Origin of the sequence: Azorhizobium sp. AG788, assembly GCF_004364705.1 — a bacterium.
GTDB classification, from domain to species: Bacteria; Pseudomonadota; Alphaproteobacteria; order Rhizobiales; family Xanthobacteraceae; genus Azorhizobium; species Azorhizobium caulinodans.
Genome location: NZ_SOBM01000007.1, coordinates 55,784 through 70,885, shown reverse-complemented (window position 1 = coordinate 70,885; position 15,102 = coordinate 55,784). Strand labels below are relative to the sequence as shown.

Genomic DNA, 15,102 nt, shown 5'->3' with positions numbered 1-15,102 from the left:
GGCAAGCTCTCCCTTATAATAATGCCTCCTCTTGTTCCGGACGGGATCTGGGAACGGCAGGCGATCCTCGTCCCATGCAGGGAAGGGGACCGCGATGTACAACAACCTGAAGATGCTTTGGAAGGTCGCCACCCTCGTGGGTACGCTGGCGATCATCAGTCTGGGCGGCGCCTGGTTCGCGGCGGCCAACATGATGAGGATCGACGCGGCTTATGCGCTTCTGGTGAACGGCGAAACCAAGAGCCTCAGGGACAATTCCCGCGCCAACCGGGCCATTTCGGATGTGGTCGCCGCCATCTACCAGAACATCGCGGCCGCTTCGCCCGAGGCGGACGCCGCTGCCCGTCAGGCGCAGGCGAACAGCCTCAAGTATTGGGACGTGCAGATCGAGGCCGGTGCCCAGCATGCACCGCCCGATGCCGCCGAGTTCCGCCGCATCGGAGCCGCCTTCCATCGGGCCTATGAGCAGTCCTGCGCCGAAGTGGTGCGTCTCGCCAACGGCACGGACGATGCGGCGAGCAATGCCCGCGCCCAGAAGCTGATGCTCGAGAGCTGCGAGCCCGCCCTGCGTACCGTGGGCAAGATGCTCTCCGCCATGAACATCCTCGCCGAGAAGCGGGTGGATGGGGAAGCCGTCGCGCTGGGCGAAGCGTCCGGCCGGACCAGCATGGTCACGCTCGCGACGATCGTCCTCGGCACGCTGATCGTCTTTGCTGTGGCCGTGGTTCTGGTGCGCCGGGGCATCGTGGCGCCGTTGCGGGCGCTCATGGCGGCCATGGCAGCGCTTGGTGCCGGCCGGCTGCACGACGCCATTACCGGTACCACGCGCCGTGACGAGATCGGCGCCATGGCCGCGTCCCTCGAGGTGCTCCAGGGCCAGTTGCGGGACGCGGAGGCGATCCGGGCGGCGCAGATGCAGCGCGCGGAGGCCGAGCGGGAACAACTCGCCCACCGCAATGCTCTGGCGGAAAACTTCGTGTCGCGCATGAGCGAGCTGTCCTCCGTCTTCGCGACCTCGTCCGGTGAAGTGGCCGGCTCGGCCCGCAATCTCTCCGCGACGGCGGAGCAGACCTCCCGTCAGGCGCAGGCCGTGGCGGCGGCGGCCGAGGAAGCGGCGACGAATGTCCAGACGGTGGCGGCCTCCTCCGAGGAGCTGGCCGCCTCGGTGCGGGAGATTACCAGCCAGGTGAGCCATTCGGCCGAGGTGGCCGATATCGCCTTCAAGGAGGCCGAAACGTCCAACGCCCGCATCGCGGAGCTCGCCACCGCCGCCGCGGCGATCGGCGACGTACTGGCGCTCATCAAGGGCATCGCCGACCAGACCAACCTGCTGGCCCTCAACGCCACCATCGAGGCAGCGCGCGCGGGCGAGGCCGGCAAGGGGTTCGCCGTAGTGGCAAGCGAGGTGAAGGAACTGGCCAGCCAGACCGGCCGGGCCACGGACGAGATATCCGGCAAGATCAGCGAGATCCAGCGGGCCACGGAGGGCACGGTGTCGTCCATGGCGGAGATCATCCGGGTGATCTCCAGCCTGAAGCAGATGTCCGCCTCCATCGCGGGCGCGGTGGAGGAGCAGGGCGCGGCCACCGGCGAGATCGCCCAGAACTGCCAGAAGGCGGCCTCCGGCACGCAGCAGGTGACGAGCAACATCTCGGGTGTCGGTCAGGCGGCCGAACTCACCGGCTCGGCCTCCACGGAACTGCTGGCCCTCTCCGAAGGCCTGTCCCATCAGGCGGCAGACCTGCGCGAGGTGGTCGAAGCCTTCGTGAGTGACCTGAAGGTGGCCTGACGGCGCCAAGGCTGCGGACAAAGGAAAACGGCCCCGGTCGCGAGACCGGGGCCGTTTGTGTTTCTGCGGGCCGTCAGGAGGAAAGGCTTCGGCCGTTACCCTCGCGGTCCGTTGCCAAGACGACGCGGTCGCCCTGGGCTCAGTTGTCGAACTGCGGCTCGGTGGAGCCGGCCGGTGCGGCCTCCGCGCCCTCTTCCGTGGTACGGAAGCGGCGGCGGCGGCGGGTGGCGAAGCGCGGGGCTTCCTCGCCCTGTTCCTCGCTCGCGGCGGGGGCCGGAGCGGCCGCGGCGCGCTCCTTGGTGCCGCCGGTGATGAAGGACGGCAGGCCGAGCTCGGGCTGCGCCGGCTCACGCTCCTTGCGGGCGCGCGAGCGGGTGGGCGCAGGCGCCGGGGCGGGCGCGGCCTCCTCGCTCACCGGCGCGGGGCGCGGCTCGCGGGGTTCGCGCGCGGTATAGGCTTCGCTGTCGTCGCGGCTGCGGCGGGAGCGGGGCGCCGGGGCGCTCTCGCGTTCCTCGCGCGGGGCGCGGGCGGCGTAGGGCGCCTCGCCCTCCTCGCGGGGCTCACGGGGTTCGCGCGGCTCGCGGGCCGGGCGGGGCGCATAACCCTCGCCCTCCTCGCGCGGCTGGCGCGGGGGGCGGGGGGCGTAGCCGCCTTCGCCTTCCTCACGGGGCATGCGCGGCTGGCGGCCGTAATGACCCTCACCCTCCTCGCGGGGCTGACGCGGCTCGCGCGGCTGCCGGTTCTCGCGGGGCTGGTAGCCGCCCTCGTTATCGTCCCGGCGGGAGCGGAATTCGCGCGGCTGGTAGTTGCCGTCGCCGTCCTCGTCGCGATTGCGGCGCGGCTGGTTGCCGTTCTGCCGGTTGTCGCGGGGCTGGCGGTTCTCGCGCGGCTGATAGTTCTGCTCGCGGTCGCGGCCCTGGTAGTTCTGTTCGCGCGGCTGGTAGCCGGGCTGCGGCCCGTCGAAGCCGGCCTCGTCCATGTCCTCGTCGTCCATCTCGTCCTCGCGGCCGAAGCCGGGCTGGCCGAACTGGCCCTGGAGGGAGGCGATGAGGCGCTGATAGTGCTCGGCGTGCTGATAGTAGTTTTCGGCCGCCACGTGGTCGCCGGAGGACTGCGCATCGCGGGCGAGCTGCAGATACTTCTCGGCAATATGGTGGGCGGTGCCGCGCACCTTCACGTCCGGTCCGTTCGACTCATACACCCGGGTCATCGGGTTGGAGCTTCGGCGGTTGCGGCCGCGCATGCGCTTCTGCTGACCATTTCTCATGCGGATCGTTCTCTACTCACTCGGCTGTGCCGCCGCTGCCTGCATCCGGCTTCCGAAGCGAAGATGCGCTGCGCGCACCGGCTTCGGCCGGAGGATCATCATCCGAGCACACCGCGCCACTCTGGCCTGAGGCTTGTTGCGCTCGGCCGTCACGGGTGTTCCGGACAAAATGACTTCAGGATCTGTCTGACCATGTGCCCCGCTCCGCGCGACAACGCGCGGCAAGCCACGTGAAACCTCAACGTCACACGGACAGGCGTGACCGCGAGGAAATGGCGTCTTGAGCCGTCCCGAGAAGGTGCGCCGCAGCGCGCCGGTCGCGCGCAGTCGGGTTCCGCCTTCCGCAGCGTCCGAGAGATCCTGCCCAGATTTCGGAAGCTCGCAGCCGCCGCTTCGGCCGCCACATCGGTTCGACACCTGTCCGGACACTAGCCAGTTCGCCCCCTGCTTCCAAGTGATTTTTTTGAGACAACGGGACCTTGCGGCAAGCTCTGCGGCCAGCGCATGGTTCGCCGGATCAGGATCGCCGGGCGACAAGGGCGCGGGGAATGCCGCCAAGGTCGCGCCGGGCGGGGCCGGTTATGGCGAGCCCTGCTGCACCTGCGAGGGCAGCGACTTCCGCCTCCTGCCCGATCCCCAGCTCCAGCACCAGATGCCCGCCGGCCTTCAGCAGCCTTGGCGCCTCGGCGGCAATGATACGGTAGGAGGAGAGGCCGTCCGTGCCGCCGTCGAGGGCCGCCAGAGGGTCGTTCTCGCGCACCTCGATAGCGAGGCCCACGATGTCGATGCTCGGGATATAGGGCGGGTTGGAGACCACGAGGTCGAAGCCCCCGCCGAGCGCGCTCGCCCAGTCGCCGACGATGACGGTGCCGCGGCCCTGCAATCCCGCGCGGGCGAGATTGTCGCGGGCGGTGCGGGCCGCCCCCTCCGACTGGTCCACACCGATACCGGTCGCGCCGGGCAGTTCCACCAGCAGAGCGGCGAGGATGGCGCCTGAGCCGGTGCCGAGATCAAGGATGCGCAATGGCGCGGCCCGGTCGGCGATGGTCGCGAGCGCGGCCTCCACCACGGTTTCGGTGTCAGGGCGCGGCACCAGCGTCTCTGGCGAGAGCGCGAAGCTGAGGCTCCAGAACTCCTTTTCGCCGACGAGCCGGGCCACCGGCATGCCGGCCAGACGCTGCGCCGCATAGGCTTCGATGCGGGGCAGGGCCTCCGGCGCAACGGGATCGGCGCCGCGCAGGCGCACGTCCGCGGTTGTGAGACCGAGCGCATGGGCGATGAGGAGGGCGGCGTCGAGGTCCGGACTGTCGATGCCGGCTGCGCTGAAGCGCGTGGCGAGCTGGCGCCGGAGGCCGCCGAGGGTGAGGGGCGGCGCGGTCATGTCTCAGGCCTCGTCGGCGGCGGCCATCAGGCTCGCCTGATGTTCCGTGAGCAGCGGATCGATGATCTCGTCGAGCGCCTGCCCGGTCATCACCTCGTCCAGCTTGTAGAGCGTGAGGTTGATGCGGTGGTCGGTCACGCGCCCCTGCGGGAAATTGTAGGTGCGGATGCGCTCGGAGCGGTCGCCGGAGCCCACTTGGCCCTTGCGGTCGGCGGCGCGGTTGGCGTCCGCCTTCTGGCGCTCCTCGTCCAGCATGCGCGAACGCAGCAGCGCCATGGCACGGGCCTTGTTGCGGTGCTGGGAACGCTCGTCCTGCACCGCCACCACCATGCCGGTGGGAATGTGGGTGATGCGCACCGCGCTCTCGGTCTTGTTCACGTGCTGGCCGCCGGCGCCCTGGGCGCGATAGACGTCGATGCGCAGGTCGCTCTCGTTGATGTCCACGTCCACGTCCTCCGCTTCGGGCAGCACGGCCACGGTGGCGGCAGAGGTGTGGATGCGGCCGGAGGTCTCCGTGTCGGGCACCCGCTGCACCCGATGGACGCCGGATTCGAACTTCAGGCGGGCATAGGCGCCGCGCCCGTGCACGGCGGCCACCACTTCCTTGTAGCCGCCCACCGTGCCCTCGCTCTCGGAGAGGAGCTCGACGCTCCAGCCCTTCTCGGCGGCATAGCGCGCATACATGCGGAACAGGTCGCCGGCGAACAGCGCCGCCTCGTCGCCGCCGGTGCCGGCGCGCACTTCAAGAATGACGCCGCGCTCGTCCATGGCGTCCTTGGGCAGGAGGGCGAGGCGCACCTCCTTCGCAAGCGTCTCCAGCTCCGCCTCGAGCCGCGTCACTTCGCTCTGGGCGAGGTCGCGCATCTCGGGATCGGCCAGCAGCTCGCGGGCGTCGGCCAGATCGCGCTCGGCGGCGCGCAGGGCGCGCACCTGCTCCACCACAGGGGAGAGGTCGGAGAATTCGCGCCCCAGCCGCACATATTCCTCGCCCTCGGCACCGGCCGCGAGCAGGGCTTCCACTTCCGCGTGGCGGGCCACCAGCTGGTCCAGCTTGGCGGTGGGCAGCTCGATGCTCATGCCGGGCCTCCGGGGCCCGAAGCGGCGGCACGGCCGCCAGGGGGGGCAAGGCGTGTCATGGCGGCTAGAAGGACAGGCCGCTGGTTTCGGCGAAGTCCTTCAGCCGCGCGCGAATGTCGGCGGTTCCGGTGGTGTCCGCCAGCAGCGGCTCGATGAGGGCGCGGGCGGCGCCGAGATCAAGGTCCAGCAGTACCGACTTCACCGGGCCGACGGCTGCCGGCGAGAGCGACAGCGCGCGGAAGCCCACGGCGGCGAGCGCAATGGCTTCCAGCGGGCGGGAGGCGAGTTCGCCGCACAGCGTCACCGGCTTGCCGTGCCGGGCGCCGGCCTGCGCCACCATGCGGAAGGCCCGCAGCGCCGCCGGGGAGAGCGGATCGAAGCGGTCCGCCACCCGAACGTTGGAGCGGTCGGCGGCGAAGAGAAACTGCACGAGGTCGTTCGAGCCTACCGACAGGAAGTCGGCGCGCGAGAGAATCTCGTCGAGCTGGAACAGCAGCGAGGGCACCTCCACCATGGCGCCGGCATAGACCTTCTCGGGAAGGCTATGGCCGTGCTTGCGCAGATGGGTGAGCTCGCGCTCCAGAATGGTGCGGGCCTGATCGAACTCCGCCACGTCCGCCACCATGGGGAACATGACGCGCAGCTCGCGGCCCGCTGCCGCCCGCAGCAGCGCACGGATCTGGCTGCGCAGCAGGCCGGGCCGGTCGAGGCCGAGGCGGATGGCCCGCCAGCCGAGCGCCGGGTTCTCCTCTTCCACGGTGCGCATGTAAGGCAGCACTTTGTCGCCGCCGATGTCGAGCGTGCGGAAGGTCACCGGCCGGTCGCCAGCCGCATCGAGCACGGCGCGATAGAGCCGCAGCTGCTCGGAGATGCGCGGGAAGGTGGAGGCCACCATGAACTGGAGTTCGGTGCGGAAGAGGCCGATGCCCGCCGCTCCGGTCTCGGTGATGTGGGGCAGATCCACCAGCAGGCCGGCGTTCAGCAGCAGATCCACCGCCGCGCCGTCCTTGGTCACATTGGGCAGGTCGCGCAGCGCCGCGTAGCGCGCCTGGCGCTTGGCGCGGAAGCGGACCTTTTCCGCATAGGCTTCTTCCACGTCGCCCGGCGGGCGCAGGTGCACCTCACCCGCCTGTCCGTCGACGATGACGGGATCGCCCGTCTCCGCAAGGCTGGTGGCGTTCTCCACCTGCCCCACGGCGGCGATGCCGAGGGCGCGGGCGACGATGGTGACGTGGCTGGTGGTGCCTCCCTCTTCAAGCACGAGGCCCCGGATGCGGCTGCGATCATATTCCAGCAGCGCCGCCGGGCTCATGTTGCGGGCGATGAGAATGGCGTTCTCCGGCAGGTCCGCCCGCTCGGAAGGGCGTCCGCGGCCGGTCAGCTCGCGCAGCAGCCGGTTGGCGAGATCATCGAGATCGTGCAGACGCTCGCGCAGATAGGGGTCGGAGGCGCGCATGATCCGGGCGCGGGTGTCCGACTGCACCCGCTCCACAGCGCCCTCGGCGGTGAGGCCGGTCTGCACCGCCTCGCGCATCTTGTGCATCCAGCCCCGGTCATGGGCGAACATGCGGTAGGCTTCGAGGATCTCGCGATGCTCGCCGGCCTTGGAGAGGCCGTCGTCCTCCAGCAGCAGGTCGATGGAGGCGCGCAGCTTGCCGATGGCGCCGTCGAGCCGGGCCGTCTCCTTGTGCACGTCGTCGGCGATGACGTTCGTCACCACCACGCGCGGCTCGTGCAGCACCACGTGGCCGAGGCCGAGGCCATCGGCGAGCGCCGTGCCCTTCAGATGCAGCGGGCGCTGGGCGGCCGGCTCGGCACCGGGCTTGGCGAGCGCGGTGAGTTCGCCGGAGGCGATCATCTCCGCCATCACCATGGCGGTGGTCTGGAGCGCCTCGATCTCCTCGTCCGTATAGGTGCGGCGGGCGCGGTTCTGCACCACCAGCACGCCGAGGGTGTTGCCGCCGCGCAGGATCGGCACGCCGAGGAAGGAGTTGTAGATCTCCTCGCCCGTTTCCGGCCGGTAGGAGAATTCCGGATGATTCTGGGCGTCGGAGAGGGCGAGGCTTTCGGCCTCGCGTGCGACGTGACCGACGAGGCCCTCGTCCGTGCGCATGACGGTGAGATGCACCGCGTCGCGGTTCAGGCCCTCGGTGGCATAGAGCTCAAGGGTGGCGTCCACGCGCAGCACGTAGACCGAGCAGACTTCCGCCACCATGTTGGCGGCGATCAGCACAACGATCTTGTCCAGGCGGTCCTGCGCGCTGATCGGTTCCGCCATGACTTCGCGGAGACGCCTCAGGAGCACGCGGGGACCGCCGAGCGCGCCACGCATCGACCGATCCTCAAAAACGGGTGGCCGGGAACCGCGTCCCCGGATTGGGTCTGCGGGCGGCGCCCCCCGGCAACGTGAATATATGTCCCGATGTCCCACCCGGCTCCTGAACGGGAGCTGAGCGACGCATCGGCCGGACGCCTGCGGCCACATTGCCGCAATCCGTCCGGTTCGTCTTTGTCTAAAACCCGACCGCAGTCCGCAAGCCGTTTCGCGTTTTGCGCGAACCGGCAGTGCGCCTCACTTGTCGAGGCCGTATAGCGAATGCAGCGTGCGCACCGCAAGTTCGGTGTAGGCGGCGTCGATCAGGATGGAGATCTTGATCTCGGACGTGGTGATGGCGCGAATGTTGATGCCCTTGGCGGCCAGCGCCTTGAAGGCATCGGCGGCAACGCCCGCGTGGGAGCGCATGCCGATGCCGATCACCGACACCTTGGTGACGTCGGTGGCGCCCTCGATGGTCTCGAAGGTGATGGTGTCGCGCGCCTTGTTCAGCACGTCCTTGGCCCGCTCGTAATCGGCGGTGGGGACGGTGAAGGTGATGTCCGTCGTGCGGCCGTCGGCCGACACGTTCTGGACGATCATGTCCACATTGATGTGGGCGTCGGCCAGCGGCACGAAGACGGCGGCGGCGACGCCGGGCTTGTCCTCGACCCGGCGGATCGACACCTGGGCCTCGTCCTTGGAGAAGGCGATGCCCGTGACAACGCGAGCTTCCATCTGGTTTGCCACGATTTCCTCCTCGTCGCAGATGAGGGTGCCGGCGGATTCAACCGTGCCCATGTGGGGCGCGTCCGGATCCTCGAAGCTGGAGCGCACGAAGGTGCGCACCTGATGCACCATGGCGAGTTCCACGGAGCGGACCTGGAGCACCTTGGCGCCCAGCGAGGCCATCTCCAGCATTTCCTCGAAGGCGATGCGGTCGAGCCGCTTGGCCTTCGGCACCACCCGCGGATCGGTGGTGTAGACGCCGTCCACGTCGGTATAGATGTCGCAGCGCTCGGCGCCGATGGCCGCCGCCACCGCCACGGCGCTGGTGTCCGAGCCGCCGCGCCCCAGCGTCGTGATGCGGCCCGTGGGCAGATGCATGCCCTGGAAGCCGGCGATCACCGCGACTTCCCCGGCCGCGAAGCCGGCGTTGAGCGCCGTGCCGTCGATCTCCTGGATGCGGGCGGAGCCGTGGGCCTCGTCGGTGGAGATGGGGATCTGCCAGCCCTGCCAGGAGCGGGCCTTCAGGCCCATGGACTGGAGGGTGATGGCCAGCAGTCCCGAGGTGACCTGCTCGCCCGAGGCGACCACCGCGTCATATTCGCGCGGATCGTAGAGCGCGGAGCTCTCCTTGCACCAGGCGACCAGTTCGTTGGTCTTGCCGGACATGGCGGAGACGACGACCGCCACCTCGTAGCCGGCCTCCACCTCGCGCTTCACGTGGCGGGCGACGTTGCGGATGCGTTCGATATTGGCGACGGACGTGCCGCCGAACTTCATGACCAGCCGTGCCATTGCTGGTGCCTTTCTCATAAGACGGGATGACCGGGAGCTGAGCGAAACGGCGCGGGAGTCGGAGCGCCCGCCGCATCATTTTCGCGTGCCGCGTTTCGCTTTCGCGGTCGCGCGCACCGGCAGGGCGCATTTGGGCATGGCGCCCATGGTGCGCTGCGCGAGGGACACGCGGATCTCGACCGACAGAGACATTCCCAACCCCTTCCCGCGGGGCTTCTCCCGCCGCGGGCGATGAACGTGGCCGCTAAATAGCGAGGTCGCGCCCGTCCGGCAATGGGGCGTGTGCGGGTGGGGATTTATGGGAGCGCTGGCCTCACGCGCTCCGCATCTCCTCCAGGAAGGCGCGCACGCTGTCTGCGTCCACGTCCTTGGCGATGAAGGCTTCGCCGATGCCGCGGGCGAGGATGAAGGTGAGGCGGCCGCGCGAGACCTTCTTGTCCTGCGCAATCAGGCGCATCAGGCCGTCGGTGTCCGGCAGTTCGCCCGGCACGTCGGCGATGCGGGTGGGCAGGCCCACCGCTTCCAGATGGCGCTGTGCCCGCACCGCGTCCTGCCCCGCGCACAGGCCGAGACGGGCGGAATAGGCGAAGGCGAGGCACATGCCGATGGACACCGCCTCGCCGTGCAGCAGGCGCTGCGAATAGCCCGCCCCCGCTTCCAGCGCGTGACCGAAGGTGTGGCCGAGATTGAGCAAAGCGCGGTCGCCGGTCTCGGTCTCGTCGCGGGCGACGATGGCCGCCTTCGCCAGGCAGCTCGCGGCCACCGCCTCCACCCGCTGCGCATCGCCGGTGACGATCTCGCGCCATGCGCTTTCCAGCCAGTCGAACAGCCTGGCATCGCCGAGCAGGCCATATTTAGCCACCTCGGCATATCCGGCGCGCAGTTCCCGCGCCGGCAAAGTATCGAGCGCGGCGGTGTCCGCGAGCACGAGAACTGGCTGGTGGAAGGCGCCGATGAGGTTCTTGCCCTGGGGCGAGTTGATGCCGGTCTTGCCGCCGACCGAGGAATCCACCTGCGAGAGCAAGGTGGTCGGAGCCTGCACGAAATCGAGGCCGCGCCGCACCACGGAGGCGGCAAAGCCGGCGAGGTCGCCCACCACGCCGCCGCCCAGCGCCAGCACCAGATCGCGCCGCTCGATGCGGGCGGCGATCAGGCCCTCCGTCACCTGCTGGAGACCGGCATAGCTCTTGGTGGCTTCGCCGGGTTCCACCACGATGGCCGAATGGTCGATGCCGGCGGCAGCGAGGGAGGACTCCACCGTGCCGAGATGGCGCTCGGCCACATTCCGGTCCGTGACGATGGCGACCCGCGCCCCCGGCCGCAGGGCGGCGATCCGCGCGCCCGACTGCGCCAGAAGGCCGGGGCCGATGAGGATGTCATAAGCGCGCTGGCCCAGCTCCACGCGCACGGTGCGGGGGGCGGTCTTGGTCGGGGCGGAGGCGGTCATGGGATGTCCTGAAAGGGGCGTCAGCCGTGCGCAGGCTGGCTGGCGGCTTTGGCATCGAGATGGGCCGTGAGCGTGGCGACCACTTCGTCCACCACCGTCTCATGGGCGGTGTCGCGGGATTCCACGGTCACGTCGGCCAGTGCATAGGTGTCGCCGCGGGCGGCGAGCAGGGCTTCGAGCTTGGCGACGGGATCGCCCTCCGCCAGCAGCGGTCGGTCGGCGCGCTTGCGCACTCGGCGCAGCAGCACCGGGATTTCCGCCCGCAGCCAGACCGAGACGGCCTGCCGGGCCACGGCCGCCCGCGTCTCCGCATTCATGAAGGCGCCGCCGCCGGTGGCGAGCACGCAGGGGCCGGTCTGCAGCAGGCGGGCGATCACCCGCCGCTCGCCCTCGCGGAATTCGCTCTCGCCGCGGCTGGAGAAGATTTCCGGGATCGACATGCCGGCGGCGCGCTCGATTTCCTCGTCGGCATCGAGAAAGGGCAGGCCGAGGCGCTTGGCGAGGCGACGCCCCACCGTGGATTTGCCGGCGCCCGGCATGCCGACGAGCACGATGCAGCGCGTGCCCAGCCGCTCCAGCAGGACCGGATCGGCCACGAGAGGGCCTTCCGTCTTTTCCCGGTCCGCCTGACCGCCCACGCCGTTTCTCCCGCCCGTCATATGCTTGTTGTGCCGCCGTAGCACCGACACGGCGAACCGGCAATGCCGGTTGAAAGGCGTGCGCGTGCATGCGACCAGAGACGCACGTCCCCGCCCGAGTGATTCGGAAGACAGTCCCGTGCCGAGCCTCCTGCGCTTTCTCCTTGTCGTCGCCATCCTCGCCGGCCTTGGCTATGCGGGCATCTGGGCGCTGGCGACCATGGTGGAGCCGGTGCAGCGGGAGACCACCTTCGTCGTCCCCAACGACCGTTTCGCCAAATAGCGTGCGGCGCGCCATGAGCCTTTCCGGCCCCGTCGCGCTCTTCCTCGACATGCAGACGGTGGAGCGGGGCGCGAGCCGCCACACACTCGATGCCTATGGGCGCGACCTCGCGGATTTCGAGGATTTCCTCTCGGTCCGCGACCACGGCATCGACGCCGCCACCACCGACGACATCCGCGCCTATCTCGCCGAACTGACTGACCGGGGCCTCAAGTCCACCACGGTCGCCCGGCGTCTGTCCGCCATCCGGCAGCTCTATCGCTTTCTCTATGCGGAGGGCCGGCGCGGCGATGACCCGGCCGCGGTGCTGGAGGGCCCGAAGCGCGGCCGCCCCCTGCCCAAGGTGCTGAACGTCGATCAGGTGACGCGGCTCATCGACACCGCCCATGACCGTGCCGGCGAGGATGTGTCGCCACCCGAGCGGCTGCGCCGGCTGCGGGTGGTCTGCCTGGTCGAGCTGCTCTACGCCACCGGCCTGCGCATCTCGGAACTGGTCAGCCTGCCCGCCGCGGCGGCGCGGGCGCGCGACGTCATCATGGTCACCGGCAAGGGCTCGAAGGAGCGCATGGTGCCGCTCAGCGGACCCGCCAAGGCCGCCATGACGGCCTATCTCGCGGCGCGCGCCGAAAGCGGGCTTGCGGTCTCGAAATGGCTGTTTCCCACGGCGGCGGAGAGCGGCCATCTCACCCGCCAGCATGCTGCCCGCGAGCTGAAGGATCTGGCCGTGGCGGCGGGCGTGCCGCCGCAAGCGCTGTCGCCGCATGTGCTGCGTCATGCCTTCGCCAGCCATCTTCTGGCCCATGGCGCGGACCTGCGCATCGTCCAGACCCTGCTCGGACACGCGGACGTGTCCACCACGCAGATCTACACCCACATCCTGGACGAACGCCTGAAAAGCATGGTCCGCGACCTGCATCCGCTGTCCGGAGAGTGAGGCATGGCGTCCGCCATCCCCATTATCCTTGCCGCGCCCCTTTCATCGTCGGGCGGCGGCGCCTATATTCAGCGGGCCGGCGCAAGCCGGCTATGGCGATAAACGGTTGTCGGAATAAACCTTTCGGACCCGGGGGCAGTACCCGGCGCCTCCACCAGAGCCCACACCCACGTGATCCGCGTCGGGTGGGTTGGTCTCCGGCGGGGGCGAAACAGGATCGACGAGGGCGTAAAGGGCTTTCTTTCGCTCGGCATGGTTCCGCCGTCATCGGGCCGACCTATAGTTGCGAATGACAACTATGCTCCGGTTGCCGTTGCCGCGTGAGCGGTAAAGGTACCGAAATAAAGTCCTGATCGGGTAGCTCTGATTAGGCGGGGTTCGGAGGCACCTGGCAACAGAAGCCTCCACTTCCCTCCGGGACGGCCGGCCTTCGGGGAAGGGAGCGGACAGGGATGTCCGGTTGCGCAGACCTTGCCGATGTCTCCCGTTTCGCGGGCGTTGACGGGCGAGCGCTGGATCCGGCCTGAGCCATCAGCAGGACCCATGCCGCCGGTCGATCACATCCGTTACGATCTCCTCGCCCAGGAAGCGCTGCGCGGCGTCGTCCGCCGCGTGCTGTCCGACGTGGCCCGCGACGGCCTGCCCGGCGACCATCATTTCTACATCTCCTTCGATACGCGCGCGCCCGGCGTGCGCCTCTCGCAGCGCATGCGCGAGCAGTATCCGGAGGACATGACCATCGTGCTCCAGCACCAGTTCTGGGATCTCAACGTCACCGAGCATGCGGTGGAGGTGGGCCTCTCCTTCGGCGGCGTGCCGGAGAAGCTGCTTATTCCCTTCTCCGCCATGAAGGGCTTCTTCGATCCCTCCGTGAAGTTCGGCCTGCAGTTCGATCTCGGCACGCCCGAGGAAGAGCCCGAGCTCGACGGCGTGCAGGATACTGAAGCTTCCGCCCCCGTGCCTCTCGTCGGCGCCAAGGGCAGCAAGGCCTCCGCGCCCAAGCTGCGCGGTGCGGCTTCCGAGCCTGCGGTTGCTTCGGCCGGCGGCTCCGACGAGAAGCCCGAAGGCGAGGCCTCCTCCGGCGGCGCCGAAGTTGTGCGGCTCGACGTCTTCCGCAAGAAGTGAGCGGCGCGCCCCGGCGCTGCGCCCCCTTCCGTTTCCGAGGTTCATGAACGCATGACCGCCGCACCCGATGTCGTCATCGTCGGCGCGGGAGCTGCCGGTCTTGCCGCTGCCCGCACGCTGCGCGCGGCGGGCGTCTCCTTCTGCGTCCTTGAAGCCTCCGCCCGCACCGGCGGGCGTGCCTTCACCGAGAGCGAGAGCCTCGGCCAGCCCTGGGATCATGGCTGCCACTGGCTGCATGACGCGGAGGACAATCCCTTCGTCGGCATCGCCGAGACGCTGGGCTTCCGCTTCCTGAAATCCGACGGCCGCCGCAACCGCCGCCTCCACCTCGGCCGCCGCATGGCGGACGCGGGCGAACAGGCCGCCTCGCTCAGGGCCGTGCACGAGGCCTTCGAGGCCATCGCCGCTGCGGGCGAAGCGGGCCAGGATGTGGCGGCCGCCGAGGTGCTGGCCGAGCATCCTTCCGATCCGCGCTGGGCGGGCCTCGTGCGCCAGTGGGTGGCGCTGATGACGGCGCAGGATCCCGAGCGGGTCTCCACCCTCGATTATTCCCGCTATCGCGACACCGACCACAACTGGCCGGTGATCGACGGCTATGGCGCGCTGGTGCGGGCGGCGGGTGCCGACGTGCCGGTCACGCTCTCCTGCCCGGTGCGGCGGATCGACTGGTCCGGCCCCGGCGTGCGCCTGGAGACGGATGCCGGCACGCTCACGGCCAAGGCCGCCATCGTCACCGTCTCGACACAGGTGATCGCGGACGGGCGCTTGGGTTTCTTTCCCGCCTTGCCGCCGGTGCTGGCCGAGGCCTTCGCGGCTCTGCCGCTCGGCGTGGCGGAGAAGGTGGCGCTGTCTTTCGACCGCGATGTCTTCGGCATTGCCGAGCGCACGGGCCTCGGCGTGCTCGACGAGGATGCGCCGGGGCGCGGGCCTTTCCAGTTCCAGCTTCTGCCCGGCTCCCGCTCAGCCGCCATCGGCCATATGGCGGGCGAGATGGGCGCGCGCCTCCTCAAGGATGGCCCCGACGCCATGGCGGCCGCGGCGCTCGACGCGCTCTGCGCCGTCTTTGGCGAGGATGTGCGGCGGCATGTGCGCAGCACGCACGCGACCGGCTGGGCGCAGGAGCCGTTCATCCGGGGCGCCTATTCCTGCGCCCTGCCGGGGCAGGCCGAGGCCCGCACGGCGCTGTTCGAGCCGTTGGCCGAGCGCATCCATTTCGCGGGGGAGGCGGTGCATCCCTATGCCTTCTCCACTGCCCATGGCGCCCATCTGTCCGGCATCACGGCAGCCGAGCGCTGCATCGGAGCGCTGGCGGCCTGAGGCATCCTT

At 69.7% G+C, this 15,102-nt stretch carries 12 protein-coding genes and 1 other RNA gene; 6 read left to right on the top strand and 7 right to left on the bottom strand.

Going from position 1 to position 15,102, the window contains the following annotated elements:
- Nucleotides 1–94 precede the first annotated feature (94 nt).
- Entirely contained in the window at nucleotides 95–1,789 is a 1,695-nt protein-coding gene (locus DFO45_RS18690; protein WP_133866054.1) for a methyl-accepting chemotaxis protein, read from the top strand.
- A gap of 139 nt (nucleotides 1,790–1,928) precedes the next feature.
- Here DFO45_RS18690 and DFO45_RS18685 read toward each other — a convergent pair whose 3' ends face one another.
- From DFO45_RS18685 to DFO45_RS18655, 7 genes are all read right to left on the bottom strand, one after another.
- Entirely contained in the window at nucleotides 1,929–3,032 is a 1,104-nt protein-coding gene (locus tag DFO45_RS18685) for a DUF4167 domain-containing protein (RefSeq protein WP_280960289.1), read from the bottom strand.
- A gap of 541 nt (nucleotides 3,033–3,573) precedes the next feature.
- A complete protein-coding gene (prmC, locus tag DFO45_RS18680) occupies nucleotides 3,574–4,437 on the bottom strand; it encodes a peptide chain release factor N(5)-glutamine methyltransferase (protein WP_133866052.1) in 864 nt (287 codons plus the stop codon).
- Nucleotides 4,438–4,440: 3 nt separating this feature from the next.
- Nucleotides 4,441–5,514 carry a peptide chain release factor 1 gene (gene prfA, locus DFO45_RS18675; RefSeq protein ID WP_012173011.1) on the bottom strand — a complete coding sequence of 358 codons (1,074 nt, stop codon included), beginning with the start codon at nucleotides 5,512–5,514 and terminating at the stop codon, nucleotides 4,441–4,443.
- Between the two features lie 64 nt (nucleotides 5,515–5,578).
- On the bottom strand, nucleotides 5,579–7,846 hold the full coding sequence (ptsP, locus tag DFO45_RS18670) for a phosphoenolpyruvate--protein phosphotransferase (protein WP_012173010.1): 2,268 nt from the start codon (nucleotides 7,844–7,846) through the stop codon (nucleotides 5,579–5,581).
- 240 nt (nucleotides 7,847–8,086) lie between these two features.
- A complete protein-coding gene (locus DFO45_RS18665) occupies nucleotides 8,087–9,349 on the bottom strand; it encodes an aspartate kinase (protein WP_133866051.1) in 1,263 nt (420 codons plus the stop codon).
- A gap of 313 nt (nucleotides 9,350–9,662) precedes the next feature.
- Nucleotides 9,663–10,796 carry a 3-dehydroquinate synthase gene (gene aroB / locus DFO45_RS18660; protein ID WP_133866050.1) on the bottom strand — a complete coding sequence of 378 codons (1,134 nt, stop codon included), beginning with the start codon at nucleotides 10,794–10,796 and terminating at the stop codon, nucleotides 9,663–9,665.
- Nucleotides 10,797–10,816: 20 nt separating this feature from the next.
- Nucleotides 10,817–11,434: a shikimate kinase gene (locus DFO45_RS18655; RefSeq protein WP_244421761.1), complete on the bottom strand. Its 618-nt coding sequence runs from the start codon at nucleotides 11,432–11,434 to the stop codon at nucleotides 10,817–10,819.
- Between the two features lie 139 nt (nucleotides 11,435–11,573).
- On the opposite strand from DFO45_RS18655, the gene DFO45_RS24980 reads away from it, so the two are divergent.
- The 5 genes from DFO45_RS24980 (at nucleotide 11,574) to DFO45_RS18635 (ending at nucleotide 15,093) form a co-directional block, all read left to right on the top strand.
- A complete protein-coding gene (locus tag DFO45_RS24980; protein ID WP_166657179.1) occupies nucleotides 11,574–11,717 on the top strand; it encodes a hypothetical protein in 144 nt (47 codons plus the stop codon).
- 13 nt (nucleotides 11,718–11,730) lie between these two features.
- Entirely contained in the window at nucleotides 11,731–12,651 is a 921-nt protein-coding gene (locus DFO45_RS18650) for a site-specific tyrosine recombinase XerD (RefSeq protein ID WP_133866049.1), read from the top strand.
- Nucleotides 12,652–12,687: 36 nt separating this feature from the next.
- Nucleotides 12,688–13,060: a transfer-messenger RNA gene (ssrA, locus tag DFO45_RS18645) on the top strand.
- A gap of 134 nt (nucleotides 13,061–13,194) precedes the next feature.
- Nucleotides 13,195–13,776, top strand: coding sequence for a ClpXP protease specificity-enhancing factor SspB (locus DFO45_RS18640; RefSeq protein ID WP_133866048.1), 582 nt, complete (start codon nucleotides 13,195–13,197; stop codon nucleotides 13,774–13,776).
- 51 nt (nucleotides 13,777–13,827) lie between these two features.
- Nucleotides 13,828–15,093: an NAD(P)/FAD-dependent oxidoreductase gene (locus tag DFO45_RS18635; protein WP_133866047.1), complete on the top strand. Its 1,266-nt coding sequence runs from the start codon at nucleotides 13,828–13,830 to the stop codon at nucleotides 15,091–15,093.
- Nucleotides 15,094–15,102: the final 9 nt, after the last annotated feature.